The following is a 26,422-nucleotide window of genomic DNA, read 5'->3' as shown; positions in this document are numbered from 1 at the left end:
AACGGGCCCTGACAGCCCGGATCATCCGGTCCGGCGGACTCGCCAACAGTCGATGGCCTGCGGTGATTCCCGGCCGAACACTCGCATGGCCCACTCCGCCCGGGCCATTTCCAGAGTCGCCGACGACCCTCGCGACACCCAGCGGCCACGGGCGGACGGGCGCCGTCCTTTGGGACTAGGCCTCCGGACGGGCCAACGGCGGGCTGCGGGCGGGCTCCGGGCGGGCTACCGATGGGGGCGTTCACCGGCAGACCTTCGCTCCCGACCATTCTCCGCCGGGCCGCTCTTCGTCGAAAACGAAGCCGGGAACGAAGCCGGGAACGGAGCCGAGGACGGAACCTGGGCCGGAGCCGAAGCCGGGAGCAGAGCCGGGGCCGGAGCCGGGGATGCGGGCTCAGGCCTCCGCAGCCGCCGAATCGCCGACGGGAGCGACAGCGGAGCCGGGGACGGTAGGGCCGCCGGGGCCGCCGGCCGAGCCCGCGGCCGCCGCGAACGCGCCGTGGGCGAGGGCGTGGAGCAGGGCGGCCATGCCGTCGCGCTGGAGGGCGGCGCGCTCGCCCTGGTCGGGGTTCGGGCCGAGGCTGTGCGGGGTCGAGTTGATCAGGCCGAAGACGGCGTGCACGGCGGCCCGGGCCACCGGCTCGGCGGCGGGGTCGGCCAGCGGCGGGTAGGCCTGCCGGACCACGTCCACCCACAGTTCGACGTAGCCGCGCTGGAGCCGGCGGACGGTGCGCCGGTCCTCCTCCTTGAGGTTCAGCAGCTCGCGGTCGTGCAGGGTGATCAGGTCCCGGTCGCCCAGCGCGAAGTCGACGTGGCCGCTGATCAGCGCGTCCAGCGTGGCGGCCGGGCCCTCGCCGCCGCCCGCGCGGCGGCGCCCCTCGTCCAGCAGGCGCTCGCTGATGCCGATCAGCAGGTCCGCGAGCATCGCGTCCTTGCCGGCGAAGTGGCGGTAGAGCGCGGGGCCGCTGATGCCGACGGCCTTGCCGATCTCGTCCACGCCCACGCCGAGGAAGCCCCGGGCGGCGAACAGCCTCGCGGCCTCCCGGCGGATCTGGTCACGGCGGGGGAGCGCGGAGGCGGCGGGGACGTTGGGCATGCCGTCCATCGTAGACAGTCGGGTTATCGGCCGTTAACCTGGGCGCGTAAGTTAACGTTAATTAACGTGGCGATCACGGGCGGACCGCACCCGGCTGCCCACCTGGTCCGAGGGCAAGGGAGCTCTTGGGAATGGTCAACTCAACCGCCGGCACACCCACCGGCGTCCGGCTTGTCGCAGCGACCGGCACGGCGGCGGCGCCCGGCGCTGCCCCGGCCGCGGCAGCCGCACCGGCACCCCGGCTCGGCAGCTCCGCCGACCCGGGCTCCGAGGCGTACCGCGCCAACACCGAGGCGCACCGCGCCCTGGTCGCCGAGCTGCGCGCGAAGCTCGACGCGGCCGCCCTGGGCGGCGGCGCCAAGGCCCGCGCCCGGCACACCTCACGCGGCAAGCTGCTGCCCCGCGACCGCGTGGACACCCTGCTCGACCCGGCCTCCCCCTTCCTGGAGCTGGCCCCGCTGGCCGCCGACGGGATGTACGACGGCGCGGCCCCCGCAGCCGGAGTGATCGCCGGCATCGGCCGGGTCGCCGGGCGCGAGGTGGTGGTGGTCGCCAACGACGCCACCGTCAAGGGCGGCACCTACTACCCGATGACGGTGAAGAAGCACCTGCGCGCCCAGGAGGTCGCGCTGGAGAACCGGCTGCCCTGCGTCTACCTGGTGGACTCCGGCGGCGCCTTCCTCCCGATGCAGGACGAGGTCTTCCCGGACCGCGACCACTTCGGCCGGATCTTCTACAACCAGGCCAAGCTCTCCGCCGCGGGCATCCCGCAGATCGCCGCCGTGCTCGGCTCGTGCACGGCCGGCGGCGCGTACGTCCCGGCGATGAGCGACCAGGCCGTGATCGTCCGCAACCAGGGCACGATCTTCCTGGGCGGTCCGCCACTGGTGAAGGCCGCCACCGGTGAGGTGGTCACCGCCGAGGAGCTGGGCGGCGGCGAGCTGCACTCCCGCACCTCGGGCGTGACGGACCACCTGGCCGAGGACGACACCCACGCCCTCTCCATCGTCCGCACGATCGTGGCCGGGCTCGGCCCGCGCGAGGCCAGGCCGTGGCCGCTCACCCCGGTCGAGCCGCCGGCCGTCGACCCGGCCGGCCTGTACGGCGCCGTGCCGGTCGACCCGCGCACGCCCTACGACGTGCGCGAGGTGATCGCCCGGCTGGTGGACGGCAGCCGGTTCGCCGAGTTCAAGGCCGAGTACGGCGCCACCCTGGTCACCGGCTTCGCCCGGATCCACGGCCACCCGGTCGGCATCGTCGCCAACAACGGCGTGCTGTTCGCCGAGTCCGCCCTCAAGGGCGCCCACTTCATCGAGTTGTGCGACCAGCGCGGCATCCCCCTCCTCTTCCTCCAGAACATCACCGGGTTCATGGTCGGCCGGCAGTACGAGGCGGGCGGCATCGCCAAGCACGGCGCCAAGATGGTCAACGCCGTCGCCTGCACCCGCGTCCCGAAGCTGACCGTGGTGATCGGCGGATCGTACGGAGCCGGCAACTACTCGATGTGCGGCCGGGCCTACTCACCCCGCTTCCTGTGGATGTGGCCGGGCGCCAAGATCTCCGTGATGGGCGGCGAGCAGGCGGCCTCCGTCCTCGCCACCGTCCGCCGCGACCAGTTGGAGGCGCACGGCGAGCAGTGGCCGACCGAGGCGGAGGAGGAGTTCAAGCGCCCCGTCCGCGAGCAGTACGAGCGCCAGGGCAACGCCTACTACGCCACCGCCCGGCTCTGGGACGACGGCGTGATCGACCCGATGGACACCCGCACCGTCGTCGGTCTCGCCCTCACCGCCTGCGCCAACGCCCCACTGGCGCCGCCCGCTCCGTACGGCGTCTTCCGCATGTGACGCCTCCTCGTGTCACCCCCGCGTCCGTGAATCCTCCCTTCCGGGTGTGACTCCCCACGGCGCCGGCCCACCCGGGCCGGCGCCCGACCGCCCACCGCCACCTCCTTCGTACGGCTCCCCTCGACCCGGAGGAACGCCTCCCATGTTCGACACAGTTCTGGTCGCCAACCGCGGCGAGATCGCCCTGCGGGTGATCCGCACCCTGCGGCGGCTCGGCGTCCGTTCGGTCGCCGTGTTCAGCGACGCGGACGCCGACGCGCCGCACGTCCGCGAGGCCGACGTCGCGGTCCGGCTCGGCCCGGCCGACCGCAGCGACAGCTCGGCGACCGAGACGTACCTGCGGACCGACCAGATCCTGGCCGCCGCCCGCCGCACCGGCGCCCAGGCCGTCCACCCCGGCTACGGCTTCCTCGCCGAGAACGCCGGCTTCGCCCGCGCCTGCGCCGACGCGGGCCTCGTCTTCATCGGACCACCTCCCGGTGCGGTTGAGCTGATGGGCGACAAGATCAACGCCAAGGAGGCCGTCCGGGCCGCCGGCGTCCCGGTGGTCCCCGGCAGCCAGGCCACCGCGCCCACCGACGAGGACCTCGTCGCCGCCGCCGACGAGATCGGCTACCCGGTGCTGCTCAAGCCGTCCGCCGGCGGTGGCGGCAAGGGCATGCGCCTCGTGCGGGACCGCGCTGACCTGCCCACCGAGATCGCCGCCGCCCGCCGCGTCGCCCGCACCGCCTTCGGCGACGACACCCTGCTGCTGGAGCGCTGGGTCGACCGGCCGCGCCACATCGAGGTGCAGGTGCTCGCCGACGCCCACGGCACCACCGTCCACCTCGGCGAGCGCGAGTGCAGCCTGCAGCGCCGCCACCAGAAACTGATCGAAGAGGCTCCCTCCGTTCTCCTCAACGCCGAGACCCGTGCCGCGATGGGCGCCGCGGCCGTCCGCGCCGCGGAGTCCTGCGGCTACACCGGTGCCGGCACCGTGGAGTTCATCGTTCCCGGCATCGACCCGGACGCCCCCGCCTCCGCCGCCGAGGGGGTGCGGGACTTCTTCTTCATGGAGATGAACACCCGCCTCCAGGTGGAACACCCCGTCACCGAGCTCGCCGTCGCCGTCGGCGCGGACGCGGCCCGGCTCGACCTGGTCGAGTGGCAGGTGCGCGTCGCCGCCGGCGAAGCGCTCTCCTTCGCCCAGTCCGACATCTCCTTCCTGGGCCACGCCATCGAGGCCCGCATCTGCGCCGAGGACCCGGAACGGGACTTCCTGCCCACCGGCGGCCGCATCCTCACCCTGGACGAGCCCCGGGGCGAGGGCATCCGCGTCGACTCCGGGGTCGCCCCCGGAACCGTCGTCACCAGCGCCTACGACCCCATGCTCGCCAAGGTCATCGCGTACGGGCCCGACCGCCCGACCGCGCTGCGCCGGCTCCGCGCGGCGCTGGCCGACACCCGCATCCTGGGTGTCACCACCAACACCGGCTTCCTGCGCCGACTGCTCGCCCACCCCGAGGTCGCCGCCGGCCGGCTGGACACCGGCCTCGTGGAGCGGACGGCCCAGGAGCAGCCGGCCCTGCTCACCTCGCCGTACTCCCCCACGAACGCGACCGACCCGGACGCGGCCGACCCCGACGCGGCCTCGGCGGCCGAACCGCCGTCGCCCGCTCACCTCCTCTACTACGCGGCCGCGCTGGCACGGCACCTGGAACTCACTCCGCCCGCCGATCCCGGCGGCTGGACCGACCCGTTCTCCCTTCCCTCCGGCTGGCGCCTGGGCGGCACCCCTGCCTGGACCACCCACCGACTCCGCACCCCCGGCCAGGACCCGGTGGCGGTGAGCATCCGTCCGATCACTGCGGGCAACGTAGCCGATGCCACTGACAATTCCGCCGGGCCCGTCCGCGAGCTGGAGCTCCGGCTCGACGGGGGCCCCGCGCACCGCGCCCGCGCGAGCCTGGCCGGCGACCGGCTGCACCTGACCGTCGACGGCCTCCGGACCACGTTCTCGCTGGCCACCGACGCCACCCCCGGCCCCGCCGCCGGACCGGCGACCTGGCTCGGCGTCGAGGGCGACGCCTGGCCGCTGCACGCCTACGATCCGGTCGTCGAGAGCGCCACCGGGGCCGGCGCGCACCACGGCGCCCTGACCGCCCCGATGCCCGGCACCGTCACCGTCGTCAAGACCACGGCGGGCGAGACGGTCCGCAAGGGACAGCCCCTGCTCGTGCTGGAGGCCATGAAGATGGAACACGTGATCGCCGCACCGCACGACGGCGTGGTGGCCGAGCTGCGGGCCACCGCCGGCGCCACCGTCGCGATGGAGGACCTGCTGGTCGTGGTCACCCCGGTCGAGGACGCGTCGGTCGAGGGCGCCCCGGCCGGGCCGGCCGCCGCCACCGTCCCCGCCGGGCCCGCGGAGGTGCGGTCGTGACCGCCTCCGCCCCCGCCCGCGAGCCCGACGCCCTCGACCTGGGCCTGCCCGATCCGGTCCGCGCCCCCGGCCTGCCCGAGGAGGTCCGGATCCACGAGGTCGGACCGCGCGACGGCCTGCAGAACGAGAAGTCGCTGGTACCGGTCGAGGTCAAGGCCGAGTTCATCGCCCGGCTCGCGGCCGCCGGGCTGCGCACCGTCGAGGCCACCAGCTTCGTTCACCCGAAATGGGTACCGCAGCTGGCCGACGCCGAGGAGCTGGTCCCCCGGCTCGCCGGTCTGCCGGAGCTCCACCCCGGCCTGCGGCTGCCGGTGCTGGTGCCCAACGAGCGCGGCCTGGACCGCGCGCTCGCCCACCACGCCGCCGACATCGCGGTGTTCGCCAGCGCCACCGAGACCTTCGCCCGCCGCAACCTCAACCGCTCTGCGGACGAGGCCATGGCGATGTTCCGCCCGGTCGTGGGCCGGGCCACCGAGGCCGGGGTCGCGGTCCGCGGCTACCTCTCGATGTGCTTCGGCGACCCGTGGGAGGGCCCCGTCCCGGTCGACCAGGTGGTCCGGTACGGCGTGCGGTTGCTGGAGCTGGGCTGCGCGGAGCTGAGCCTCGGCGACACCATCGGGGTCGCCACCCCGGGCCAGGTCACCGCCCTGCTGGCAGGTTTCGCGCGGGCCGGCGTCCCGGTCGACCGGCTCGCCGTGCACTTCCACGACACCTACGGCCAGGCGCTCAGCAACACCCTGGCGGCCCTGCGCGAGGGCGTCACCACGGTGGACGCCTCGGCGGGCGGCCTGGGCGGCTGCCCGTACGCGAAGAGCGCCACCGGCAACCTGGCCACCGAGGACCTGGTCTGGATGCTGCACGGGCTCGGCATCCGGACCGGCGTCGACCTGCGCTCCCTCGTCGCGACCAGCGGGTGGATGGCCGGGCGCCTCGGCCGCCCGAGCCCGTCCCGCACCGTCCAGGCCCTGCTCGGCTCCGCCGGGGGCTGACCACCCGCTCCCGTCCCCGGCGCCGGCCGCCCGCACCATCCGGCCGACGCCCCGCACCACCCGCACCGATCGACAGTCCATCCCTCAATCGCACCGTGCGACCGTCACACCGTCCGACGGACGCCGGTCACCCCGCTCACGTCCGCGGCCGACCCGGCCGGGCGCCAGGAGGATCACCGTGTTCGACCACAGGCTCAGCAGCGAGTACGAGGAACTGCGGCGCACCGTCGCCGAGTTCGCCCAGGACGTGGTGGCGCCGAAGATCGGCGAGTTCTACGAGCGGGAGGAGTTCCCGTACGAGATCGTCCGGGAGATGGGGCGGATGGGCCTCTTCGGCCTGCCCTTCCCGGAGGAGTACGGCGGCATGGGCGGCGACTACTTCGCCCTCGGCCTCGCCCTGGAGGAACTCGCCCGCGTGGACTCCTCGGTGGCGATCACCCTGGAGGCCGCCGTCTCGCTCGGCGCGATGCCGATCTACCGGTTCGGCACCGAGGAGCAGAAGCGCGAGTGGCTGCCCCGGCTGACCTCGGGCGAACTCCTCGGCGCCTTCGGCCTCACCGAGCCGGAGGGCGGGTCGGACGCGGGGGCCACCCGGACCACGGCGCGGTACGACGAGGCCACCGACGAGTGGGTCATCAACGGGACCAAGTGCTTCATCACCAACTCCGGCACCGACATCACCGGCCTGGTCACCGTCACCGCGCTCACCGAACCGATCGCTCGTTCGAGTGAAGAGGGCGAATTCCGCTCGCCTGCACGGGAGATCTCCTCCATCATCGTGCCCACCGGGACCCCCGGCTTCCAGGTCTCGAAGAAGTACTCGAAGGTCGGGTGGAACGCATCCGACACCCGCGAACTGTCCTTTACCGACTGCCGCGTTCCCGCGGCCAACCTGCTGGGCGAGCGTGGCCGAGGCTACGCCCAGTTCCTGCGGATCCTCGACGAGGGCCGCATCGCGATCGCGGCCCTGGCCACCGGCCTGGCCCAGGGCTGCGTCGACGAGTCCGTGAAGTACTCCGGCGAGCGCCGGGCCTTCGGCCGGCCGATCGGCGCCAACCAGGCCATCCAGTTCAAGCTTGCCGACATGGAGCTGCGCGCCCACACCTCCCGCCTGGCCTGGCGGGACGCCGCTTCCCGGCTGCTGCACGGCGAACCGTTCAAGAAGGAGGCCGCGATCGCGAAGCTGTACTCGTCCGAGGCCGCCGTCGACAACGCCCGCGAGGCGACCCAGATCCACGGCGGGTACGGCTTCATGAACGAATTCCCGGTCGCCCGCTTCTGGCGCGACTGCAAGATCCTGGAAATCGGGGAGGGCACGTCTGAGGTCCAGCGCATGCTCATCGCCCGGGAGCTCGGCGTCGGTTCGTGACGACCGCATCCTGACGGTCGCCTCCTGAGCCACGCCCACCGGGCCGGCACACCGGTCAACACACCGCTCCGCGACGAGAGTTGGGGAGCGCCACGGCGAAGGAGGCGTCAGGGGAAGGCGCCAGGAGGAAACAGCAGGAGGAGGCGTAGGAGGAGGTGTCGCGGCGGCTTCGGGAGAAGCCGCCGGAACAGGGCCTCAGGGGATCACGATCACCGGGCGGTTGGCCCGCCGCGCCAGCCGTCCGGAGACCGAGCCGAAGATCTTGCCGAGAAGGCCGTGCGTCGTGCCGACGACGATCGCGTCGGCGGCGTACTCACGGCCGACCTCCTCGATCTCGTGGCAGATGTCCCCTCCGCGCTCGACCAGGATCCACGGCACCCCGGTGAGGAAGTCCGCGCAGGCGAGCTCCAGGCCGAGGACCTCGGTCCGGTGGTCGGGGAGGTCGACGAAGACGGGCGGCTCGCAGCCCGCCCAGACCGTGGCGGGCAGGCGGTTGGCGACGTGCACGATCACCAGGCCGCACTGCGAGCGGCGCGCCATGCCGACGGCGTAGGCGAGGGCGCGCTCGCTCGACAGCGAGCCGTCGAAGCCGACCACCACACCGTGCTGGAACACCGGGTCGAGGGACGGCGCCGGGGTGTCCTGCCCGGACGGCTCGGTGGGCCCGCCCAGTGGGCCGGCCGCGCCGGAAGCCGCCTCCGGGTACTCGGCACCCGGGCCCAGGCGGCCCGTCACCGGAACCCCGGCGGGGTCGGCCGGAGGCTCGCCACGCCGCTGGCGGGGCCCCGGGCGGTCACGGCGGGCGAGGCTGCCCCGGCGGGCGAGGCCGCGCAGAGCGCGCGCGAAGCCCAGCGGGCCGTCGCGCCCGGGGCCGGGCTCCCCTGGCTCCGCGGGCTGTGGCACGTCGGCCGCCGGCCGGGCCGCGCGGGCCGCTCCGGCCGCCTCGAACCCTTCCGCGTCGTCGGCGACGCCGCCGTCGTCGACCCGCTCGTGGCCCGTCCGCACGCCCGGGATGCGGCCCGAGGCCTCGGCGCGCGCGTCGGCTCGTTCGCCGGCAGTGTCGGCAGGCCCGTCGACAGACCCGCCCGCGCTGTCGTCCCCGCGGCCTCCGTCGCGTTCGCCGCCATGGCCACGGTCGCGTTCGTCGCCGTGGCTGCCGTAACTACCGTGACTGCCGTCCTGGTCGTCGTGATCGTCGTGGTCGTCGCCGAGGCGGTCACTGTAGTGGTCACGGCCGTCCTCGCCGCGCTGGTCGGCGCACAGCTCGGCGCGGCCGTCGGAACGATCGGCGGCAGGCCCGCGGGCCGGGTCCACGCTGCGGGACGTGTCCGGTTCAACCGGTCGGGGAGGCTCAAAACCAGCCATGGCTCACGGCTCTTCGATGGAGAGGGGCCGACAGGAGAGGAGGACAACGCTGCCCGGGCAGCAGGCCCGCCCACGGGATGACGTCGGTCTGCGCCGCGCAGCACCGTATGTGACCTGTTCCTTTCAGAGTACGACGGGCTTGGGGCCCCGCCCAGCGAGGAAGCCCCGGAGCGACGTTGTTCCCGCGAAAGGGGGATGCGCCCGCCGAGGCTGTGCGCCCCGCCCACAGGCGATCGCGCCCCCTCCGGAAAGGAGGTTCCCTGGAGCTTGACTGAGCGGACCGGGCGGCGCAACAGCCCCACGGGACACCGTGACCGGACTGTCATGGATCGGCGACGATCCGTTGCGGCGCGTCGCGAACCGTGACGTCCGACCTGCCCCGACAGTCCCGGTGAACCCGCGCCTCACCGCCCGCCACGGGGGTGCGGAGGCCGTTTCAGCCACTCCGTACGGCTTCGCGACGCCGTCTGGCATTTGCCATATGCATAGGCGCGGCCGCTGGCACCATGCTCGGCATGTCCCTGCTCCTGTTCGACCTCGACAACACCCTGCTGCCCCGGGACGCCGCCTACCGGGCCTGGGCGCAGGACTTCCTGTCCGAGCACGACCTCCCGCCGGTCGACCTCGACTGGTTCGTCACCCTCGACGGCGGCGGCTACGTACCGCGCAGCACCGTACTGTCGGCGGTCCGGCGGCGCTACGGGCTGGACGTCTCCGCCGACTTCCTGACCGCTCACTACCGACGCGGCATCAACTCCCACATCCACTGCCCGCCCCGGCACATCGAGGCGCTCCGGGTCGCCCGGGCCGCCGGGTGGACGCTGGGGATCGTCAGCAACGGCGGCACCCGGCCGCAGTTGGAGAAGATCCGGCGGACCGGGCTCGGCCCCCTGGTCGACGGCTGGGTCATCTCCGAAGAGGCCGACTGCGTCAAACCGGACCCGCTGATCTTCGAGATGGCGGCTCAGCGGTGCGGCATCGCCCCCACCGGGGACTGGGCCGAGCACACCTGGATGATCGGGGACCACGCGCCCGCCGACATCGCCGGTGCCGAACTCACCGGACTGCGCAGCGTCTGGCTGCACCACGGCCGACCGTGGGCGGAGAGCGGCTACCGGCCGACGCTGAAGGCGGCCGGTCTGCCGGAGGCCGTCGGCCAGGTCCTCGCCGCGCGGAACGCGCCCTCGCCGCGGCCGGACGTCCGCTCCGGCGGGCCGCTCCGGAAGGCCGCGGCGGGAGCACCGGTTCACGCGACGGCGCTGGTCGGCGCACGGTCCGGCGCACGTCCCGCGGTGGCCGCCGTGGACGGCCCGAGTGCATCCGTTCCCGCGACCGCCGGGACCGCCGGCCAGGCCACCGCCGCAGGTGGGCCGGGTGTCCGAAACCGATCCGGCGGGTTTGCCCTGATCGCCGAGGCCCGTCCGGAGACCGGCCCGGGCTCCGGGACCAGGGCAGGGAGCAGACCGGGTCCGGCCGCGGACGGCCTCCGCCCCGCGCCGACCGCGGCCGGCGCCGCGGCCAACGTCACGGCCGGAGCCGTCCGTCCGAAGCCCCTCGGCAGCGGGCCCGACGGCGCCGTCCCCGCCCGGACCTCCTTCGCCGCCGTGCCCCCTGCGGCCTCGTCCGCGGCCGCCGTGGCGGCCGCCCGGTAACGCCTCGGCCACACCCCGCCCGAGCCCCCTCCGCTTCCCCGCCCCCTACTTCCCTGCCCCGCTCCGGCCCCGCTCCCCCACCGCCCCTGCCGCCCCCCTGCCCGCCCCCGCGCCGCCGTCAGCCGTTCGCCCGCCCCACCGACTCCACCCGCCGCCCCGGCTACGCCGTCGCCGCCACCGCTGTACGGGTCCACCAGCAGGTGCGGGCCTGCTCGACGAACCCGAGCTTGCGGTAGAGCGGTTCGCCGAGCGCGGTGGCGACCAGGGTGGCCGGGCGGTCCGGGTGCGCGTGGGCCAGGGCGGTCCGGAGGACGGCGCGGGCCGCGCCCCGGCCGCGCCGGTCGGGCAGGGTGGCGACCCAGTACACGCCGGTTGCCTGGCCGTCGTCATAGGTGAGGCAGGTGCCCGCCACCGCGCCGTCGACGCGGCCGAGCCAGCCCCGCCAGCCGGGTACGTCCAGCAGTCGCTCCGGGAGGGCCTCGCCCCGGACCCAGGGCTGTCGGGCGGGCAGCGGGAAGCCCTCCACGATCGTCCGCTCGACCAGGGCGAAGCTGTCGCCGTCCCGCGCCTCATCGACCGTCAGGACGCCGCCCCCGTGCGCCTCCGAGACCACGGGCAGGTCGGTGGTCGCTCCCTCGACCGGTCCCGGATCCCGGACCATCACCGGCATGAGCGGCATCCGGGTGGCGCCGAGGCCGGTGAGGTCGAGCCCGTCGTACGGGTCCTCCACGGTGCAGCGTATGGTCGACCAATCGGCCATCAGCTCCGCCAACTCCTGCTCCACGGCGGCCGGTTCGTCGTAGGGGCGGGTCACCACGATGCGGTGCGCGTCGTCCGGGGTCCGGGCGCACCGGACCGCGGTCAGCCCCGGGCGGGTGCGGGACTGCCAGCCGTGGACGCGGGCTTGGGCGAGCCAGAAGGCGGCGGCGTTGTCGTTGGCCCGTTCGAGCCGGCTGTTGGTGTTCACGGCAGGACCGTAACCCGGTGCTCCGGTTCCCGGTTCCGCCGTCCCAGGCTTGGCCGGATGAAGCCTGGGAGGCGCACGACTTCTCCCCGTGCGCCCCCTCGTGCACCGCCGATTTTCGGTCAATTTCGCGCCGATCCCTCCCGCTTGGGCAAATCCGCAGCCCAGACCAGCCGGCCGGGCGCACCGGAGCCGGACGCCCCAGGAACCGTCCCGCGACAACCAGCCACCGTTGCCCCGGCCCTCTTCCCAGAAAGGTCGACGGGTGCCACGCTTCGTGATCGAATGCATCACGCCAAATTGCCATGTCGACATAGCGTCGGATGGTGAACTTGTCACAACGGCAATGGTCCACCCGATAGATTTCGATCTTGGCCAGCAGTGCCGCACCACCCACACCACACCACCGAGGGGGCTTGAGCGCCTTGAGCAGGGTGAGCAGGAGCGACGCGGGTCCTGACAGCGGCCAGGCGGCGGCCGGCAGCTCGGGTCGGTCCGCGAGAAGCACTGGCACCGCCGCGATCGCCACCACCCGCACCTCCGGCACCCCGGGCGCCGCCTCGCACTCCTCGTACTCCGCGGTGCCCTCCCCCGGGGCGGGCACCGGCATCGGCCCCGGCGCGGCGCCGGCCACGGCGGACCACGGCGCGGCGGCACCCTACGGAGGACAGCCCGCCTACGGGGGCCAGTCGGCCTTCGGCGGACAGTCCTTCGGCGGACAACCCGTCAGCCGAGGACCCGTCAGTCCCGGCCAGACCTACGGCGGCGAGCACCCGGGCCATTCCAGCCACCCGGGACATCCGGCCCACCCCGGCCATTCCGGCCACCCGGGCTACGGCGGCCAGCTCGGTCACCCCGGTCATTCCGGCCACCCCGGCTACGGCGGCGGCACCCCGGGCCCGAACGGCGGCGGCACCGTCGCCGCCGGGCCGGGCGGCGGTCCGCTCGGCGGCCTCGCGCTCGGCTCCGGCCACGGCCCGCTGGGCCACGGCGGGCCCGGCGCGAACGGCTCCCCGACCCCGGTGACGGCCTCCGCCCCGCGCAAGCTGTCCGGCCGGCGCCGCCGGGAGACCGTCGCGGTGCTGATCTTCGGCGGCGCCCCGATCTTCGAGAGCTCCATCCCGCTCTCCGTCTTCGGCGTGGACCGCCAGGACGCCGGGGTGCCCCGCTACCGCCTGCTGGTCTGCGCCGGTGAGGAGGGCCCGCTGGCCACCACCGGCGGACTGACCCTCTCCGCGCCGTACGGCCTGGAGGCGCTCGCCCGGGCCGGCACGATCGTCGTACCGGCCTGGCGCTCGATCTCCCAGCCCCCGCCGGTCGAGGCGATCACCGCCCTGCGCAAGGCCCACCACGAGGGCGCCCGGATCATCGGGCTCTGCACCGGCGCCTTCGTACTGGCCGCCGCCGGCCTGCTCGACGGCCGCCCGGCGACCACCCACTGGATGTACGCGCCGACGCTGGCCAAGCGCTACCCGCGGGTCCACGTCGACCCGCGCGAGCTGTTCGTCGACGACGGCGACGTGCTCACCTCGGCCGGTACCGCCGCCGGCATCGACCTGTGCCTGCACGTGGTGCGCAGCGACCACGGCGCCGAGGCGGCCAACGCGCTGGCCCGGCGCCTGGTGGTGCCGAGCCGCCGCGGCGGCGGAGGACAGGCCCAGTACATCGATCAGTCTTTACCTGAAGAGATCGGCAACGACCCGCTGGCCGAGGTGGTCACCTGGGCGCTGGAGAACCTCAACCAGCAGTTCGACGTCGAGGTGCTGGCGGCTCGCGCGTACATGAGCCGGCGCACCTTCGACCGGCGGTTCCGCACGCTCACCGGCAGCGCGCCGTTGCAGTGGCTGATCACCCAGCGGGTGCTCCAGGCGCAGCGGCTGCTGGAGACCTCGGAACTGTCGGTGGACGACGTCGCGCGCCGGTGCGGGTTCCGTTCGCCGGTGGCGCTGCGCGGGCACTTCCGCCGCCAGCTCGGGGTCTCCCCGGCCGCGTACCGGACCAGCTACCGGGCCCGCCGTCCCGGTCAGCAGCCGACCGCGCCGGCCGGTGCGCTCGGCGACCTGCGGCTGTCCGGAGCGATCCCGCACCCGGCGGGCGCGGTCGTCCCGGCGGGCGGTCCGCTGTTCGGCGGGGCCCACGGCATGCCGTCGGGGCAGCCGTTCCCGGCCGGTCCGGGCGCGCCGCTCCCGGTCGGTTCGCACGGGCAGCCGGTGCCGCACGGCCAGCACGGGCAGCCGGGCGGCCACGGCCAGCCCGGCGGGTTCGGTCCGGGCCAGGTCGGGACGCCGACCGGCCAGGCCTTCCACGCCCGCGGCGGTCAGCCGTACCCGCACCAGCAGGCCTCGCAGCAGTCGCACCCCGGGCAGCAGGGTGCGGCTGGGCGCGGTCCGCTGCGGCCGCCGGTGGTTCCGCCGCAGGCCGGGTCGGGGACCGGTCGTCCGCCGCGCACCGCCGAGCACGCGGCGGCGGAGGACGGCCTCCCCCAGCCGGGGGTGCGCGGTCAGGGCCAGGGGCACCGGAGCGCGGCCGAGCGGCCCGCGGACGACCCCGGTTCGGCCGGGCGCGGCCACGGCGCGGCCACCGGACGGATGCCGGCCCCCGCCGGGCAGCCGGGCTCCGGCCCGGGCGAGCTCCGCGGCCGCCAGGCCCGGGCTCCGCAGGTCCGCGGCCAGGCCGGCCGGCCCGCGCCCGAGGGCGCCCGGGCGGCGCGCGAGGTCCGGACCGGACGGGACGGCCACACGGTCCTGACCGGCCGGGAGGGCGAGCACCCGGACGGCCACGGCACGCACGACGGGCCGGAGGAGCACCAGGCCGAGGCACCCCGCTCGGCTCCACCGGTCCCCGCGGCGCGTGATCGCGCCGTAGGGTGAGTTGTGTGAATGACCGTTTGGTATGGATCGACTGTGAGATGACCGGCCTCGACCTCGACCAGGACGCCCTGGTCGAGGTCGCGGTGCTGGTGACGGACTCCGAGCTGAACATCCTCGGCGAGGGCGTGGACGTCATCATCCGGCCGCCGGCCGAGGCGCTGGCGAACATGCCCGAGGTGGTGCGCGAGATGCACACCGCCTCCGGGCTGCTGGAGGAGCTGGAGCAGGGCGTGACCCTGGCCGAGGCCGAGGAGCGGGTGCTCGCCTACGTGCGCGAGCACGTGCCGGAGGCCGGGAAGACCCCGCTGTGCGGCAACTCGGTGGCCACCGACCGCGGCTTCCTGGCCCGGGACATGCCGGCCCTGGAGAAGCACCTGCACTACCGGATCGTGGACGTCTCCTCGATCAAGGAGCTGGCCCGCCGCTGGTACCCGAAGGCGTACTACAACAGCCCGCAGAAGGGCGGCAACCACCGGGCGCTCGCCGACATCCGGGAGAGCATCGACGAACTGCGGTACTACCGCGAGGCGGTGTTCGTCCCGCAGCCCGGCCCGGACGCCGACACCGCGCGGGCGATCGCCGGGAAGTACCAGGCCCCGGCGGGCTGAGCCCGGGCGGTTCCGGGGCGGCCCACCCCGGAACCGCCCGGAACCGCCCGGCGGACCCCTGTCGGAGGGACCGGGAAGGTGCCCGCGTTCGCCGGAGCGAAACCCTGGCGCGAGCACCCTCTCGGATCCTGTAGAGTTCTTCCTGTCGGAACGGGAACGCGAGAGCGGGAACGGGCCGGACAGATGGTGGGTGTAGCTCAGTTGGTAGAGCACCTGGTTGTGGTCCAGGTGGCCGCGGGTTCGAGTCCCGTCACTCACCCCAGAGCCTGAGGGGCCGATCTCTTCAAGAGATCGGCCCCTCAGGCGTTTTCGCCCCCCTCGGCAAACACGGCCCCGGTCGAACACCGCCTCAGCCGGACACGGCCTCAGCTGCGCACGCGCCCCCTCGTCCGCGTGTGCGCTCCCTCACACGCGCCCGCCGGATCGGCTTTGCGGCGACCCCTGCCCTCGGAAGCTACCGACTAGTAACATCGTCGCCATGACCACTCCCACGATCGGCCAGATGCTCGACTCCACCGTGCCGATGGCGCACACCCTCAAGCTGGAGTACCTGGAGACCACCCCGGAGCGCGCCGTGCTCCGCCTCCCGGACCAGCCCGCGTACCACAACCACGTCGGCGGCCCGCACGCCGGCGCGATGTTCACGCTGGCCGAGTCCGCCAGCGGCTGCATCGTGCTCGCCGCCTTCGGCGACCAGCTGTCCCGGGCCGTGCCGCTCGCCGTGAACGCCGAGATCGCGTACAAGAAGCTGGCCATGGGCGAGGTCACCGCCACCGCACTGCTCGGCCGCCCGGCCGCCGAGGTCGTCGCCGAGCTGGACGCCGGCGGCCGCCCCGAGTTCCCGGTCACCGTCGAGATCACCCGCGCCGACGGAGCCGTCACCGGCGTGATGACGGTCACCTGGACCCTGCGCCCCAACTCCTGACCGCCACCCGGTCGGTGGCCCCGGGAGAACAGGCCCGGGGCCACCCGTACGATGACTGTCCGTGACGGCGGGCGTGACCTCACCGCCCGGCCGCTCGTTCTCGATTCACGTGCGAGCCAATCACGCGACCAAGCCCCAGGAACCCGTCCCCCGCGGCGCCCCGCGCGGCGTCGCCGGCGCCCGCCGCGGGATCGCCCGGCGGCTGCCCCGCCCCCGGGTCCTCGCGGCCGCCGGGGCCCTGCTCGCACAGCTCTGGGGATTCGGCGCCCCCGGGGCGTACGCGGCCACCGCCGACCCGGTACCGGACCCGGCCCGGCCCACCGTCCGCCGCGCGCTGCAGGCCGCACCGGCACTCGACCGGCCGGTGCTCGACAGGCCGGTGCTCGACGGACCCGCCCTCGACGGACAGTCAGCCGAACGTCCCGTCGGGTCCGGACCGCCGGGCCGCTCCCCCGGGCCCGCCGGGGAGCCGACCGGCAACGGCCCCACCAGCGGGATCACCGGCGTCGCCGGAGCCGTCGGCGGCGCCCTCCAGGAACGCATCCGGGCCGGCGGCCTGCCCCTGCCCGGCCAGCGGGCAGCCGTCCCCGACGCCTTCGCGCTCGCCTCCGGCCTGCTCGGCACCGTCCCCGCCCAGGCCCGGCCCGACGGCCCCCGCGCCTCCCGCGAGGGCGAACCCGCCGACCCGCCCTCCGCCACCCGGCACCGCGGCGGCGCCCTCTCCACCGTCCCCCGGCAGCGCGAGGCCGCGACGGAACCCCTGCTCCAGGAGGCGGCCACCGCCGTCGACGAGGGCGGACCCACCGCCGAAGCCGGCAGCACGGCGGACTCCACCGCCACCCCCGCGCCGGACCACGGCAACACGCCCGAGACGACGGCCATCGCCGACACCGCCACGGCGGCCGGCTCCGGAGACGGCTCCGCCACCGCGACCGCCGTCCTCGTCCCCATCGCCGCCGGACTCCTGCTCACCGGAGCGGCCATGTGCAAGCACCGCGGACTGCCACGCGGCCACTGAGCGGCCCCGGCCGCGGCGGACCGCCCCGTAGGCATGGGGACGCTGCGCAGCCGCGAGAAGGCGGCGGGACGCCTCCGATCACCGGGCCCAGGGCCGGACGGCAGCGCTCCGCCCCCGCCTAAGGCGTGGCCAGCTCCACGGCCAGCAGCGGGAGTTCGCGCCCCGGGATCGAACCGGACGGGACGGCGCCGATCCGGATGGCGCCCATCGCGAGGTAGAACGGCTCGGCGTTCGGGTCGGATTCGATGATGAGCCGAGACAGGCCGAGTGCCACGGCCAGGCCCCTCGCCCGCTCGAACAGCGCGCGGCCGACGCCACGGCCGATCGACTCGGGCTCGATGAAGAGCAGGTCCAGCGACCCGGTCGGCGGCGCCCCGGAGAGCGAGACGAAGCCCAGGACCCGCCCGTCGTCCTCGGCCACCGCCGTGGCCGACCGCTCGATCACACCGGCGTCCACCGTCAGCTCCGCCCGGCAGGCGGCCATGAACGCCTCGTCGTAGCCCCAGTACGCCTTGGACCGCAGCGCGATGCCGGTGAGCAGCCCGGCCTCCTCCGGCTGGGCCGGTCTGATCTCCATGACGCCCCCTCGGGTCGCTGGCCGGACGGCAGCGCCATTGTCGACCGCGACTCGGTCGTCGGCAAACGGTTTTACGGCCGACGGAGCGGGTGCGGAGAAGCGGTGCGGAGAAGCACCCACAGGACCGCCGAACCCCCTACCGCGACGAGCGGCCCGTCAGCGGAACACCCCCGGCGGCGGTTCCGGGGACGGGGCCGCCGTGGCGTCCGTCGCCGGGACGGCGCCGGCCGCGAAGTCGGTGAGGGCGCGGCCGTGTTCGACCCGGGCGTGGGCGGGGTCGGAGGCGGCGCGGCGGGTGAGTTCGGCGATCGGCAGCGGGGTGTGGGCGGCGGCCAGGACGAGGTTGCCGAAGCGCTTGCCGCGCAGCACGGCGGGGTCGGCGATCAGGCAGAGCTCGGGGAAGACCGCGGCGAGGGTGGCGACCTGGGAGCGGGCGAAGGGCAGGGCGCCGCCGTCGGCGATGTTGGCGGCGTACCAGCCGCCGGGGGCGAGGGCGCGGGCGGCGAGGGTGGTGAACTCGACGGTGGTGCAGTGGGCCGGGGTGCGGGCCCCGGAGAAGACGTCGGTGATCACCAGGTCGACGCTGTCCTCGGGGGTGCGTTCCAGCACGCCGCGGGCGTCCGCGCCGCGCACCTTGATCTGCCAGCCGCGTTCCAGGGGGAGTTCGGCGCGGACGAGTTCGGTGAGCGCGGTGTCGATCTCGGCGACCTGCTGGCGGGAGCGCGGCCGGGTCGCGGCGGTGTAGCGGGCGAGGGTGAGGGCGCCGCCGCCGAGGTGCAGGACGGTGAGCGGGCGGCCGGGCGGGGCGACCAGGTCGATCAGGTGGCCGAGCCGGCGCTGGTACTCGAAGCCGAGGCGGGTGGGGTCGGCGAGGTCGACGAGGGACTGCGGGGCGCCGTCGATCAGCAGCGACCAGGCGGCGGGGCGGTCGCGGTCGGGGCGCAGCTCGGCGAGGCCGGAGCCGACGGGGCGGCTGAGCGGGCCCTGGGCGTGGGTGCGTCCGCCCGGTCCGGTGGTGGCCTCGGGTTCCGGTCCGCGTGCGGCTCTGCTGCTTCGTCCCATGGCGGCCATTATCGCCGCCGCCGGGGGACGTCCGCTGGTCAGGGGCGTGCCACGGGGGCCCGGCCGGAGGTCGACTGGCCCGGCGGGGTCCGCGCGGCACGCCCGCTAGAACGGGCCGAGGCCGCCCGCGGTGAGTGTGCAGGCGGCCTCGCAGAGGGCGGATCGGAGGACCCAGGCGTCGGTGGGGCGGGCGGTGCGGCCGGTGCCGGAGGGCGGGATCACCCAGCGCGGGTCGGTGGCGGCGGGCAGCAGGGCGCCCGCGGTACAGGAGCTGCCGGGCAGGTGCCAGGTCTCCCAGGTGCCGGCCGGGACGAGGAAGGAGACGGTGCTGCCGTTGCGGCTCTGCAGGACGACTCCGCAGGCGCGGCGCAGTCTCAGGATGTCGACGGCCTCCAGGCCGTGCCGCAGGGCGACGGTCACGGTGTCGCAGGCGCTGACGACGGCGCCCTCCTCGGGGACGGTGCGCTCGCGCCGGTGGCCGCCGCGGGGGAGGCGGCCGCCTTCGACCGGTCCCCGGCCGGAGAGCCGGTCGTCGGCGGGTTCGGGGAGCAGGGCGGGGGCCGCGCCGGCGAGCACTCCCCCGGGGACGGGTCGGTACTGCGGCAGTCCGGTGGCCATCATGGGCTCTCCTGTACCTCGTCGGGTCCGGAAGCACAGCCGTTGGGAGGGGCCACCCGGCTGGGACGGGCCGGGCGACGGCGTGGGCTTCTTCCTCGTACCAGGACAACGCGGGGGTCGTGGCGCAGGCCACGGGGCGCATTACAGCAAGGCATGGCATTTCATGGCGGATACCCCGCAACATCGCCCTTTTTACCCGGGATTGACACGAAATGTCCCACCAACCGAATGTGTTCGCTCGGTGACTCCGAGTACTCTCGGCGCCATGGCAGCCACCCCACCGGCCGAGCCGAACCGTCCGTCCCCCAACGCCGTGATGCGCGCACTGCGCGGCGACCGCTCTCCCGGCGAGTTCGCCACGGCCGTCCGCAGGGCCGCCCGCGAGATCGGCGAGCACGTGTCCTGCGACGCCCGGTACGTCGGGCGGGTCGAGTCCGGTGAGATCCGCTGCCCCAACTACGCCTACGAGCGGGTGTTCCGGCACATGTGGCCGGACCGCGCGCTCACCGACCTCGGCTTCGCCCCCCGGACCTCCGTCCGCCGCCGCCCGGCGGACCGGTCCGTCGGGTGGAACGAACCCCCTCCGCTCCACCCGACGTTCCCGCCCCCGCCCGCCCCGCGCTCACCTCTCTCCACTCAACTCCCGTACGCTGCCTCGCCGTACACGGATCCAGCCGCACCGGACGGGCCCCCGTGGCCGAGCCGCGGGACGGTGCCCAGGGGGCCCGATGGATCGCCCAATCTCGACGAGGAGAACGACGACGTGCGTCGCCGTACGTTCCTGGCCGGCGGCACCACCGCGCTGGCCTCCGTGATCGGCATCGACCGACCGGCCTCGGCGGCCGGCCGGCAGGCCGGCGCCGACGGCGCCCCCGGTGCGCTCGCCGGCCAAGGCGCCTTCCCCGGTGCGGAGTTCACCGCGCCGTCGCTGCTCGGCGGCGAACCGCTGGTGCCCGGCCGGCCCGGGCCGGTGGGGCCGCTGCGCCGGGTCGGCGCCGCCGAGGTGCTCGGCGTGGAACAGGCCGTCCGGGAGATCCGGCTGGCCGACGACGCGCACGGCGCCGACGCCCTGTACGAGCTCGCCGGGCGGTCGCTGCGCAACGCGTACGTGCTGCTCAACGAGTGCGAGTACAGCCCGGAGACGGAACGCCGGCTGCAGACCGGGGCGGGCGAACTCGCCATCTCCGTCGGCTGGTTGGCCCACGACTCGAACCGGCTCGCGGACGCCCGCTCGTTCTACTCCGAGGCGCTCGCCACCGCCCGGATGGCCGGGGACTCCGCCCTGGAGGCGCACGTCTTCTGCAACAGCGCCTTCCTGGCCCGGGACGCCGGCCGCCCGCGCGAGGCGCTGCGCGCCGCCCAGGCCGGGCAGGTCGCCGCCCGGGGCCTGGGCTCCGAGCGGCTGCTCGCCCTGCTGGCCATGCGCGAGGCCGGCGCCTGGGCGCTGCTCCAGGACCGCGTCTCCTGCGAGCGCGCGCTCGGCCGGGCGTACGCCCTCTTCGACCGGGGCCCCGGCGGGCGGGACCCGGAGTGGATGTCCTTCTTCGGCGAGGCCGAGATCGCCGGCCTCCAGTCGCAGTGCTGGTCGGCGCTCGGCGACTGGGACCGCGCCAGCGAGCAGGCCGGGCTGGCGATAGCGCTCCAGAAGCCGCACTTCGTCCGCAACCGGGTGCTGTACACCGCCGAGCTGGCCCACGACCGGCTCGGCCGCGGGGACCTGGCGGGGGCGGCGCACCACGGCTCGGCCGCCGTCGCGCTGTTCGGCGCCGTCCGCTCGGCCCGGATCCGGAGCATGCTCGCGGACACCGCCGGGCGGCTGCGCCCGCACGTCGCGGTGCCCGAGGTGCGCCGGTTCCTGACCGACTACGACCGGGCGGCGGCCGCCTGAGCCCCGCCGCCGGGCTTGGCCGCGACGGGTCCCGGAGCCGCCCGGCACAGCCGGCTCAGTGCCCGGCGGCCAGGCCCTCCAGGTGGGACAGGTCGTTCCAGACCTCCACCGCCGGGGCGCCGTACTCCCAGGACAGCACGCACAGCGCGGCCGTACCGAGCTTGAACCGCTGGGCGTACTCGGGCGGCAGGCCCAGCCAGCGGGCGGTGAGGATGCGCAGCAGGTGGCCGTGGGCGAACAGGATCACGTCCCGGTCGGCGCAGTGCATCACGGTGGTGTCCGGGGCGGGGACGCCGTGCTCCTCGTTGAGGCCGGCCAGGAAGGCGTCCACCCGGGCGGCCACCTCGGAGAGCTTCTCGCCGCCGGGCACCCCGTCGCGCCAGATCAGCCAGCCGGGCTGGTCGCTGGAGCGGATGTCCGCGCCGGTGCGGCCCTCGTACCGGCCGTAGTCCCACTCCATCAGCTCCGGACGCTCCACCGCGCGGTCGCCGAAGCCGGCCAGCTCGCAGGTCTCCTTGGCCCGGCCGAGCGGGCTGGTGTAGACGAGCGCGTCCGGCAGCCCGTTCCAGGGGGCCTTGGCGAGGCGGGCGCCGAGGGCCCGGGCCATCGCCCGGCCCTCCTCGGTCAGCGGGATGTCGGTGCGGCCGGTGTGGCGGCCGGTGGCGGACCACTCGGTCTCGCCGTGGCGGACCAGCACGATGCGGGCGGGCATGGGGACTCCTAGCGACGGGGCGGTGGCAACGGTCGGTCGGTCTCACCATTGAGCACCGGGCTCCATGATCCCCCACCCGGGCGGCGACCACGATCGAGGGGCCCGTCCCGGCGGCCGCGGACCGGGGGCGGCGGGCGTCCGGTTCCGGCCGCGGACCGGGGGCGGCGGACGTCCGGTTCCGGCCGCGGACCGCCTCTCCAACGGCCGGTCCGCACCGCGTTGTCGGACCCGGATGCGACACTGGGCCGCACCATGAACGTCTCGACGAACGTCCCGCCGCGCGGGCCCGCTGAGCCGCTCGCCCAGCGGCTCGCGGAGCTGCGCGGACCGGCCCCGCAGCGCAGTCTGAACGCCCGCTCCCTCGCCGCGCTGGCCGCCAACCCGGGCTGCCACCGCCGCGCCGTGCTCGACGCGGCCGGGGTGGACAAGTCGGTGTTGGCGGCCCGGCTCGGCCGCCCGGCCCCCTTCGGGCAGTCCCCCTTCGCCATCGCCCGCGGCGTGATCTTCGAGTCCCGGCTGAAGGCCGACGGCTACGCCCCGCTGCTGGAGCCGCTCCGCCACCACCTGGGCCTCCCGGTGGACGGCCACGCCCCGCTCCTGGTGCCGGACCTGCTGCACCGCTCGGGCCCGGCCGTGCGCGCCGACCGGACGGCCGAGGCGCTGGCCCTGGCCGCCGCCGACCCGGAGGCCTGGACGCTGCTGGACCACCCGATGCTGCGCCTGGGGGTGGCCGGCAGCACCGCCTACCTGGAGCCGGACGCGCTGGTGGTGCACGGCGGGCGGTGCACCGTGGTCGAGATCAAGTCCTTCCCGGTGCTGGACGGCGGCGCGGACCCGGCCAAGGTCGGCGCCGCCGCCCGGCAGGCCGCCGTGTACGTGCTGGCGCTCCAGCGGCTCGCCGCCGCGGCGGCCGGGCGGCCGCTCGCCGAGGACCCGTACACCGAGCAGCGGCTGCCGGGCAGCCCGCGCACCAGCGTGCTGCTGGTCTGCCCGAAGGACTTCGGCAACCGGCCGACCGCGGTCGCCGTGGACGTCCGCCGCGAACTGGCCACCACCCGCCGCCAGCTGGGCCGGATGACCGGCATCGGCCGGCTGCTGGCGGCGCTGCCGGCGGACGCCGACTTCGACCTGGCCGCCGACGAGGACGGCGCGCCGGCCCGGACCACCGAACAGCTGGCCGCCTCGGTCGAGGCGGTGCCCGCCGCCTACAGCCCGGACTGCCTCTCCACCTGCGAACTCGGCTTCCACTGCCGCGCCCGGGCCCGCTGCGACGACCGGGTCGAGCAGCTCGGCCGGGGCGTGCGCGGCGAGCTGGGCAGCATCCGTACGGTCGCCGAGGCGCTGGCCGCCGCCGGCACCAAGAGCGAGGACCTGGACGGCGCGGACGACGCCGCCGAGCGCCTGGCCTACGCGGCCGCCCTGCGCGCCGAAGCCCTGGGCGCCGGCGCCGTGGGGGCGGAAACCCAAGGGGCTCGCGCATGAGCCTGCTCACCACCCTCGCCCGGCTGGAGGCCGTCCGCAGCGGCCGGGCCGAGCCGCTGGCCACCGTCCGCCACCGGCACCTGTCCGACCGCCCGATGGTGCTGGTCCCGCTGACGGCCGCCGGCGAGTCCGGCGCGCCGCTCGCGGTGATGCTCGGCACCGACCGGGACGCGCCCCGGCTGCACCTGGTGCCGCAGCCGCTCAACCGCACCCTGCGGTTCGACTTCCTGGCCGAGCTGGCCGCCGACCTGCTGCCCTACCTGGAGTCCTTCGCCGAGGACGTCGAGCAGATCGAGGGCTCCGAGAAGGACCCGGAGACCGGCGAGAAGACCCAGGTGTTCCGCGAGCTGTGCGCGGACGCCCCGCAGCTGGTGGTGCCGAACGGCGCGGGCGTGCACCACCTCGCCCTGATCGGCCGCTCGACCCGCTTCCGCCGCACCGCCGAGGACGAGGAGCCGGGCCCGTACCCGGCGCCGGTCCGGGTGCCGCTGCTCGGCCGCTGGCTGACCCACCTCACCGACCGCGCCCAGGTGCCCGGCTCCTCGCTGCTGCTGCCGATGACCGGCCTGCTGGCCCGGCACTGGGCGACCGGCCACAGCCACCTGGAGGACCAGCACCTGGCGGCCCGGCTCGCCTGGCACCGCCCGCCGGACGGCCTGACCGGCGCGCGGGCGGCCGAGCTGGCCGAGTCCGCCCGGGACGACCGGGGGCAGCTGCTGCACCCGCCGGCCGGCCCGGCCACCGACCCGCGCTTCGACGAGTTCGTGCTGGCCCCGGCGATCACCCGCTACGACTCCGCCGTGGGCGCCCTGCAGCACAGCGCCGAGCAGCGCGACGAGGCCGCCGCCGCGCGCGCCCGGACGGCCGTGCGGGCGGCGGTGACGGCGCTGGAGGAGGCGCTGGCGTCGGTCCTGCTGCCCACCTGGCGGGACGTCTGGCAGGGCCTGGACCTGCTGCGCGCCCTGCCGCCGGCCGGTCACCTGGCGGAGCGCTGGACGGGCGACCGCTGGTCCTACACCGGCCACCGGGACCGGCTGGCGGCCGGCGAGCCGCCGCAGCCCCGGCAGGACGACGCCGTCACCGCCGCCCGCAAGCTCGCCCAGCGCGAGCGCGAGCAGGCCCGCCTGGACGTCCAGGAGGCGCTGGACGACCCGCTGGCGATGGCCGAGCACCGGCTGTCCGGCGAGGCGTTCAGCGGTGTGGTGACGGAGGTGGTGCCGGACTGGGACACCACCGGCCGCTCCCCCAAGCCGCGCCCGCTGGTCACCCTGCGCACCGCCGACCGCCCGCACGCGGACCTCGGCCGGGAGGTGCACCGGGTGCACGGCCCGAGCCCGCAGAAGGCCGAGATCGTCGCGGTGGACACCGCCGAGGGCACCCTCACCCTGCGGGTGCTCTCCGGCATGGGCCGCAGGAAGGAGCCGGAGCCGGGCAGCCTGCCCGAGCCCGGCGAGCCGGTCACCTTCACCCTGTTCGAGCTGACGGTGCGCCAGTCCGCGCCGCTGCCCGAGCCGGACGACACCCCCTGGACCCACGGCGGCCCGCCCGGCGCCGCGCCCGTACCCGCCCCGTCCGTCTCCGAGGAGTGGGAGTGATGACCGCCTCGATCCCCGAGCAGGCCCCGGGCGCGGCCGCCGACGCCGCGGTGGCCCGGATCCTGGCGGCCACCGTCCGTCCGCCGGCCGGCGCCCCGCGCGGCGTGGTGGTGGACTCCCCGCCCGGCGCCGGGAAGTCGACGCTCGTGGTGCGGGCCGCCCGCGAGCTGGTCGGCGCCGGCGAGCGGCTGATGATCGTCGCCCAGACCAACGGCCAGGTGGACGACCTGGTGGGCCGACTGGCCGAGAAGGCACCGGAGTTGACGATCGGCCGGCTGCACGCCGCGGACTCCCGGCCCGGCCCGGAGGTGCTGAAGCACGCCAACGTCACGCCCTCCGACAAGGTCGCCGACCTGGTCGAGCACGACGTGGTGATCTCCACCTCGGCCAAGTGGCAGTGGGTGCGGACGGAGGCGCCCTGGCGGCACGCGATCGTCGACGAGGCGTACCAGATGCGCTCGGACGCCCTGCTCGCGGTGGCCCGGCTGTTCGAGCGGGCGCTGTTCGTCGGCGACCCGGGCCAGCTGGACCCGTTCACCGTGGTCGGCACCGAGCAGTGGGCCGGGCTGTCGTACGACCCGTCCGGCAGCGCGGTGGTCACCATGCTGGCGCACAACCCGGAGATCGAGCCGCACCGGCTGCCGGTCTCCTGGCGGCTGCCCGCCAGCGCCGCGCCGCTGATCTCGCGGGCCTTCTACCCGTACACGCCGTTCCGCTCCGGCACCGGCCCGGACGACCGCCGGCTGACGGCCGCCGTCCGCCCGGACGGCTCGGCGCTGGACGCGGTGATCGACCGGGCCGCCGAGCACGGCTGGGCCCTGCTGGAACTGCCCGCCCGGCACACCGTACGGACCGACCCGCAGGCCGTGGCGGCCGTCGCGGCCACCGTCCGCCGGCTGCTGGAGCGGGGGCTGACCGCCCACTCCGAGCAGGGCGAGGCCCCGCTCACCGCGGACCGGGTCGCCGTCGGCACCGCCCACCGGGACCAGGCGGCGGCCGTGCGCGCGGCCCTGCTCAAGGCGGGCGTGCCGGTGGACGGCGCGGCCGGTCCGGCCGTCACGGTGGACACCGCCAACCGCCTGCAGGGCCGCGAGTACGACGTCACCGTGGTGCTGCACCCGCTCTCCGGGCGCCCCGACGCGACCGCCTTCCACCTGGAGACCGGCCGGCTCTGCGTGCTCGCCTCCCGGCACCGGCACGCCTGCATCGTGGTGGCCCGGGCCGGGATCGCCGAGCTGCTGGACGAGCACCCCGCGACCGAGCCGGTGCAGCTGGGCGTCCCGGTGGCCTTTCCGGACGGCTGGGAGGCCAACCACCAGGTGCTGGAGCACCTGAGCCGCCACCGGGTCCACCTGCGCTGAGGCCC

The 26,422-nt window shown here is 75.5% G+C and carries 20 protein-coding genes, 1 tRNA gene and 1 pseudogene; 15 read left to right on the top strand and 7 right to left on the bottom strand.

The window, feature by feature from the left end:
• Positions 1-394 precede the first annotated feature (394 nt).
• The gene (locus tag ACFVXH_RS26090; RefSeq protein ID WP_387827566.1) at positions 395-1,096 is read right to left on the bottom strand and encodes a TetR/AcrR family transcriptional regulator; all 702 of its coding nucleotides are present in this window, start codon (positions 1,094-1,096) and stop codon (positions 395-397) included.
• A 131-nt stretch (positions 1,097-1,227) separates the two neighbouring features.
• On the opposite strand from ACFVXH_RS26090, the gene ACFVXH_RS26085 reads away from it, so the two are divergent.
• The 4 genes from ACFVXH_RS26085 to ACFVXH_RS26070 all read left to right on the top strand — a co-directional run bounded on the left by ACFVXH_RS26085 (position 1,228) and on the right by ACFVXH_RS26070 (position 7,720).
• Complete coding sequence (locus tag ACFVXH_RS26085) at positions 1,228-2,940, top strand: carboxyl transferase domain-containing protein (RefSeq protein ID WP_387827563.1); 1,713 nt, start codon at positions 1,228-1,230, stop codon at positions 2,938-2,940.
• Positions 2,941-3,082: 142 nt separating this feature from the next.
• A complete protein-coding gene (locus ACFVXH_RS26080) occupies positions 3,083-5,362 on the top strand; it encodes a biotin carboxylase N-terminal domain-containing protein (protein WP_074005123.1) in 2,280 nt (759 codons plus the stop codon).
• Entirely contained in the window at positions 5,359-6,351 is a 993-nt protein-coding gene (locus tag ACFVXH_RS26075) for a hydroxymethylglutaryl-CoA lyase (protein WP_387827559.1), read from the top strand. Before ACFVXH_RS26080 ends, ACFVXH_RS26075 begins: the two co-directional genes overlap by 4 nt.
• A 178-nt stretch (positions 6,352-6,529) precedes the next feature.
• Positions 6,530-7,720 carry an acyl-CoA dehydrogenase family protein gene (locus tag ACFVXH_RS26070; protein ID WP_387827556.1) on the top strand — a complete coding sequence of 397 codons (1,191 nt, stop codon included), beginning with the start codon at positions 6,530-6,532 and terminating at the stop codon, positions 7,718-7,720.
• 195 nt (positions 7,721-7,915) lie between these two features.
• Here ACFVXH_RS26070 and ACFVXH_RS26065 read toward each other — a convergent pair whose 3' ends face one another.
• Positions 7,916-8,392 (bottom strand): universal stress protein, encoded by a 477-nt coding sequence (locus ACFVXH_RS26065; protein WP_049653914.1) that lies wholly within the window; start codon positions 8,390-8,392, stop codon positions 7,916-7,918.
• A 453-nt stretch (positions 8,393-8,845) separates the two neighbouring features.
• On the opposite strand from ACFVXH_RS26065, the gene ACFVXH_RS26060 reads away from it, so the two are divergent.
• Positions 8,846-9,166, top strand: a complete 321-nt coding sequence (locus ACFVXH_RS26060) for a hypothetical protein (RefSeq protein ID WP_380741415.1) — start codon at positions 8,846-8,848, stop codon at positions 9,164-9,166.
• 434 nt (positions 9,167-9,600) lie between these two features.
• Positions 9,601-10,737 carry an HAD family hydrolase gene (locus ACFVXH_RS26055; protein ID WP_387827554.1) on the top strand — a complete coding sequence of 379 codons (1,137 nt, stop codon included), beginning with the start codon at positions 9,601-9,603 and terminating at the stop codon, positions 10,735-10,737.
• Between the two features lie 160 nt (positions 10,738-10,897).
• Here the strand turns inward: ACFVXH_RS26055 and ACFVXH_RS26050 are convergent, their stop codons facing one another.
• Positions 10,898-11,704, bottom strand: coding sequence for a GNAT family N-acetyltransferase (locus tag ACFVXH_RS26050; protein WP_074005120.1), 807 nt, complete (start codon positions 11,702-11,704; stop codon positions 10,898-10,900).
• Positions 11,705-12,723: 1,019 nt separating this feature from the next.
• Here ACFVXH_RS26050 and ACFVXH_RS26045 point away from each other — a divergent pair.
• The 5 genes and pseudogenes from ACFVXH_RS26045 to ACFVXH_RS26025 all read left to right on the top strand — a co-directional run.
• A pseudogene (locus ACFVXH_RS26045) lies at positions 12,724-14,019 on the top strand (helix-turn-helix domain-containing protein); the annotation flags it as partial.
• A gap of 557 nt (positions 14,020-14,576) precedes the next feature.
• Entirely contained in the window at positions 14,577-15,179 is a 603-nt protein-coding gene (gene orn / locus ACFVXH_RS26040; protein WP_049660762.1) for an oligoribonuclease, read from the top strand.
• Between the two features lie 186 nt (positions 15,180-15,365).
• Positions 15,366-15,441, top strand: a tRNA-His gene (locus ACFVXH_RS26035).
• A 216-nt stretch (positions 15,442-15,657) separates the two neighbouring features.
• Positions 15,658-16,104 carry a DUF4442 domain-containing protein gene (locus ACFVXH_RS26030; RefSeq protein WP_049660764.1) on the top strand — a complete coding sequence of 149 codons (447 nt, stop codon included), beginning with the start codon at positions 15,658-15,660 and terminating at the stop codon, positions 16,102-16,104.
• Positions 16,105-16,213: 109 nt separating this feature from the next.
• Positions 16,214-17,122 (top strand): hypothetical protein, encoded by a 909-nt coding sequence (locus ACFVXH_RS26025; RefSeq protein WP_387827551.1) that lies wholly within the window; start codon positions 16,214-16,216, stop codon positions 17,120-17,122.
• Positions 17,123-17,240: 118 nt separating this feature from the next.
• Here ACFVXH_RS26025 and ACFVXH_RS26020 read toward each other — a convergent pair whose 3' ends face one another.
• The 3 genes from ACFVXH_RS26020 to ACFVXH_RS26010 form a co-directional block, all read right to left on the bottom strand.
• Complete coding sequence (locus ACFVXH_RS26020; RefSeq protein ID WP_387827550.1) at positions 17,241-17,699, bottom strand: GNAT family N-acetyltransferase; 459 nt, start codon at positions 17,697-17,699, stop codon at positions 17,241-17,243.
• A gap of 156 nt (positions 17,700-17,855) precedes the next feature.
• On the bottom strand, positions 17,856-18,761 hold the full coding sequence (locus tag ACFVXH_RS26015; protein WP_049657326.1) for a spermidine synthase: 906 nt from the start codon (positions 18,759-18,761) through the stop codon (positions 17,856-17,858).
• A 105-nt stretch (positions 18,762-18,866) separates the two neighbouring features.
• On the bottom strand, positions 18,867-19,382 hold the full coding sequence (locus ACFVXH_RS26010; RefSeq protein ID WP_310593138.1) for a hypothetical protein: 516 nt from the start codon (positions 19,380-19,382) through the stop codon (positions 18,867-18,869).
• A 262-nt stretch (positions 19,383-19,644) separates the two neighbouring features.
• Here ACFVXH_RS26010 and ACFVXH_RS26005 point away from each other — a divergent pair, with 262 nt between their 5' ends.
• On the top strand, positions 19,645-21,267 hold the full coding sequence (locus ACFVXH_RS26005) for a tetratricopeptide repeat protein (protein ID WP_375877331.1): 1,623 nt from the start codon (positions 19,645-19,647) through the stop codon (positions 21,265-21,267).
• Positions 21,268-21,322: 55 nt separating this feature from the next.
• Here ACFVXH_RS26005 and ACFVXH_RS26000 read toward each other — a convergent pair whose 3' ends face one another.
• Entirely contained in the window at positions 21,323-21,979 is a 657-nt protein-coding gene (locus ACFVXH_RS26000; RefSeq protein WP_074005115.1) for a histidine phosphatase family protein, read from the bottom strand.
• A 252-nt stretch (positions 21,980-22,231) separates the two neighbouring features.
• On the opposite strand from ACFVXH_RS26000, the gene ACFVXH_RS25995 reads away from it, so the two are divergent.
• Genes ACFVXH_RS25995 through ACFVXH_RS25985 form a run of 3 tightly spaced genes read left to right on the top strand, consistent with a single transcriptional unit; the run spans position 22,232 to position 26,417 of the window.
• Positions 22,232-23,461, top strand: coding sequence for a hypothetical protein (locus ACFVXH_RS25995; RefSeq protein WP_387827545.1), 1,230 nt, complete (start codon positions 22,232-22,234; stop codon positions 23,459-23,461).
• Positions 23,458-25,056 (top strand): hypothetical protein, encoded by a 1,599-nt coding sequence (locus tag ACFVXH_RS25990; RefSeq protein ID WP_387827542.1) that lies wholly within the window; start codon positions 23,458-23,460, stop codon positions 25,054-25,056. Before ACFVXH_RS25995 ends, ACFVXH_RS25990 begins: the two co-directional genes overlap by 4 nt.
• Positions 25,056-26,417 carry an AAA family ATPase gene (locus tag ACFVXH_RS25985; protein ID WP_375877328.1) on the top strand — a complete coding sequence of 454 codons (1,362 nt, stop codon included), beginning with the start codon at positions 25,056-25,058 and terminating at the stop codon, positions 26,415-26,417. Before ACFVXH_RS25990 ends, ACFVXH_RS25985 begins: the two co-directional genes overlap by 1 nt.
• Positions 26,418-26,422: the final 5 nt, after the last annotated feature.

The sequence above is a fragment of the Kitasatospora sp. NPDC058184 genome (genome assembly GCF_042883725.1).
Taxonomy (GTDB): domain Bacteria; phylum Actinomycetota; class Actinomycetes; order Streptomycetales; family Streptomycetaceae; genus Kitasatospora.
The sequence above is the reverse complement of the archived record's forward strand: the minus strand, read 5'-3'. Positions and strand labels throughout refer to the sequence as shown.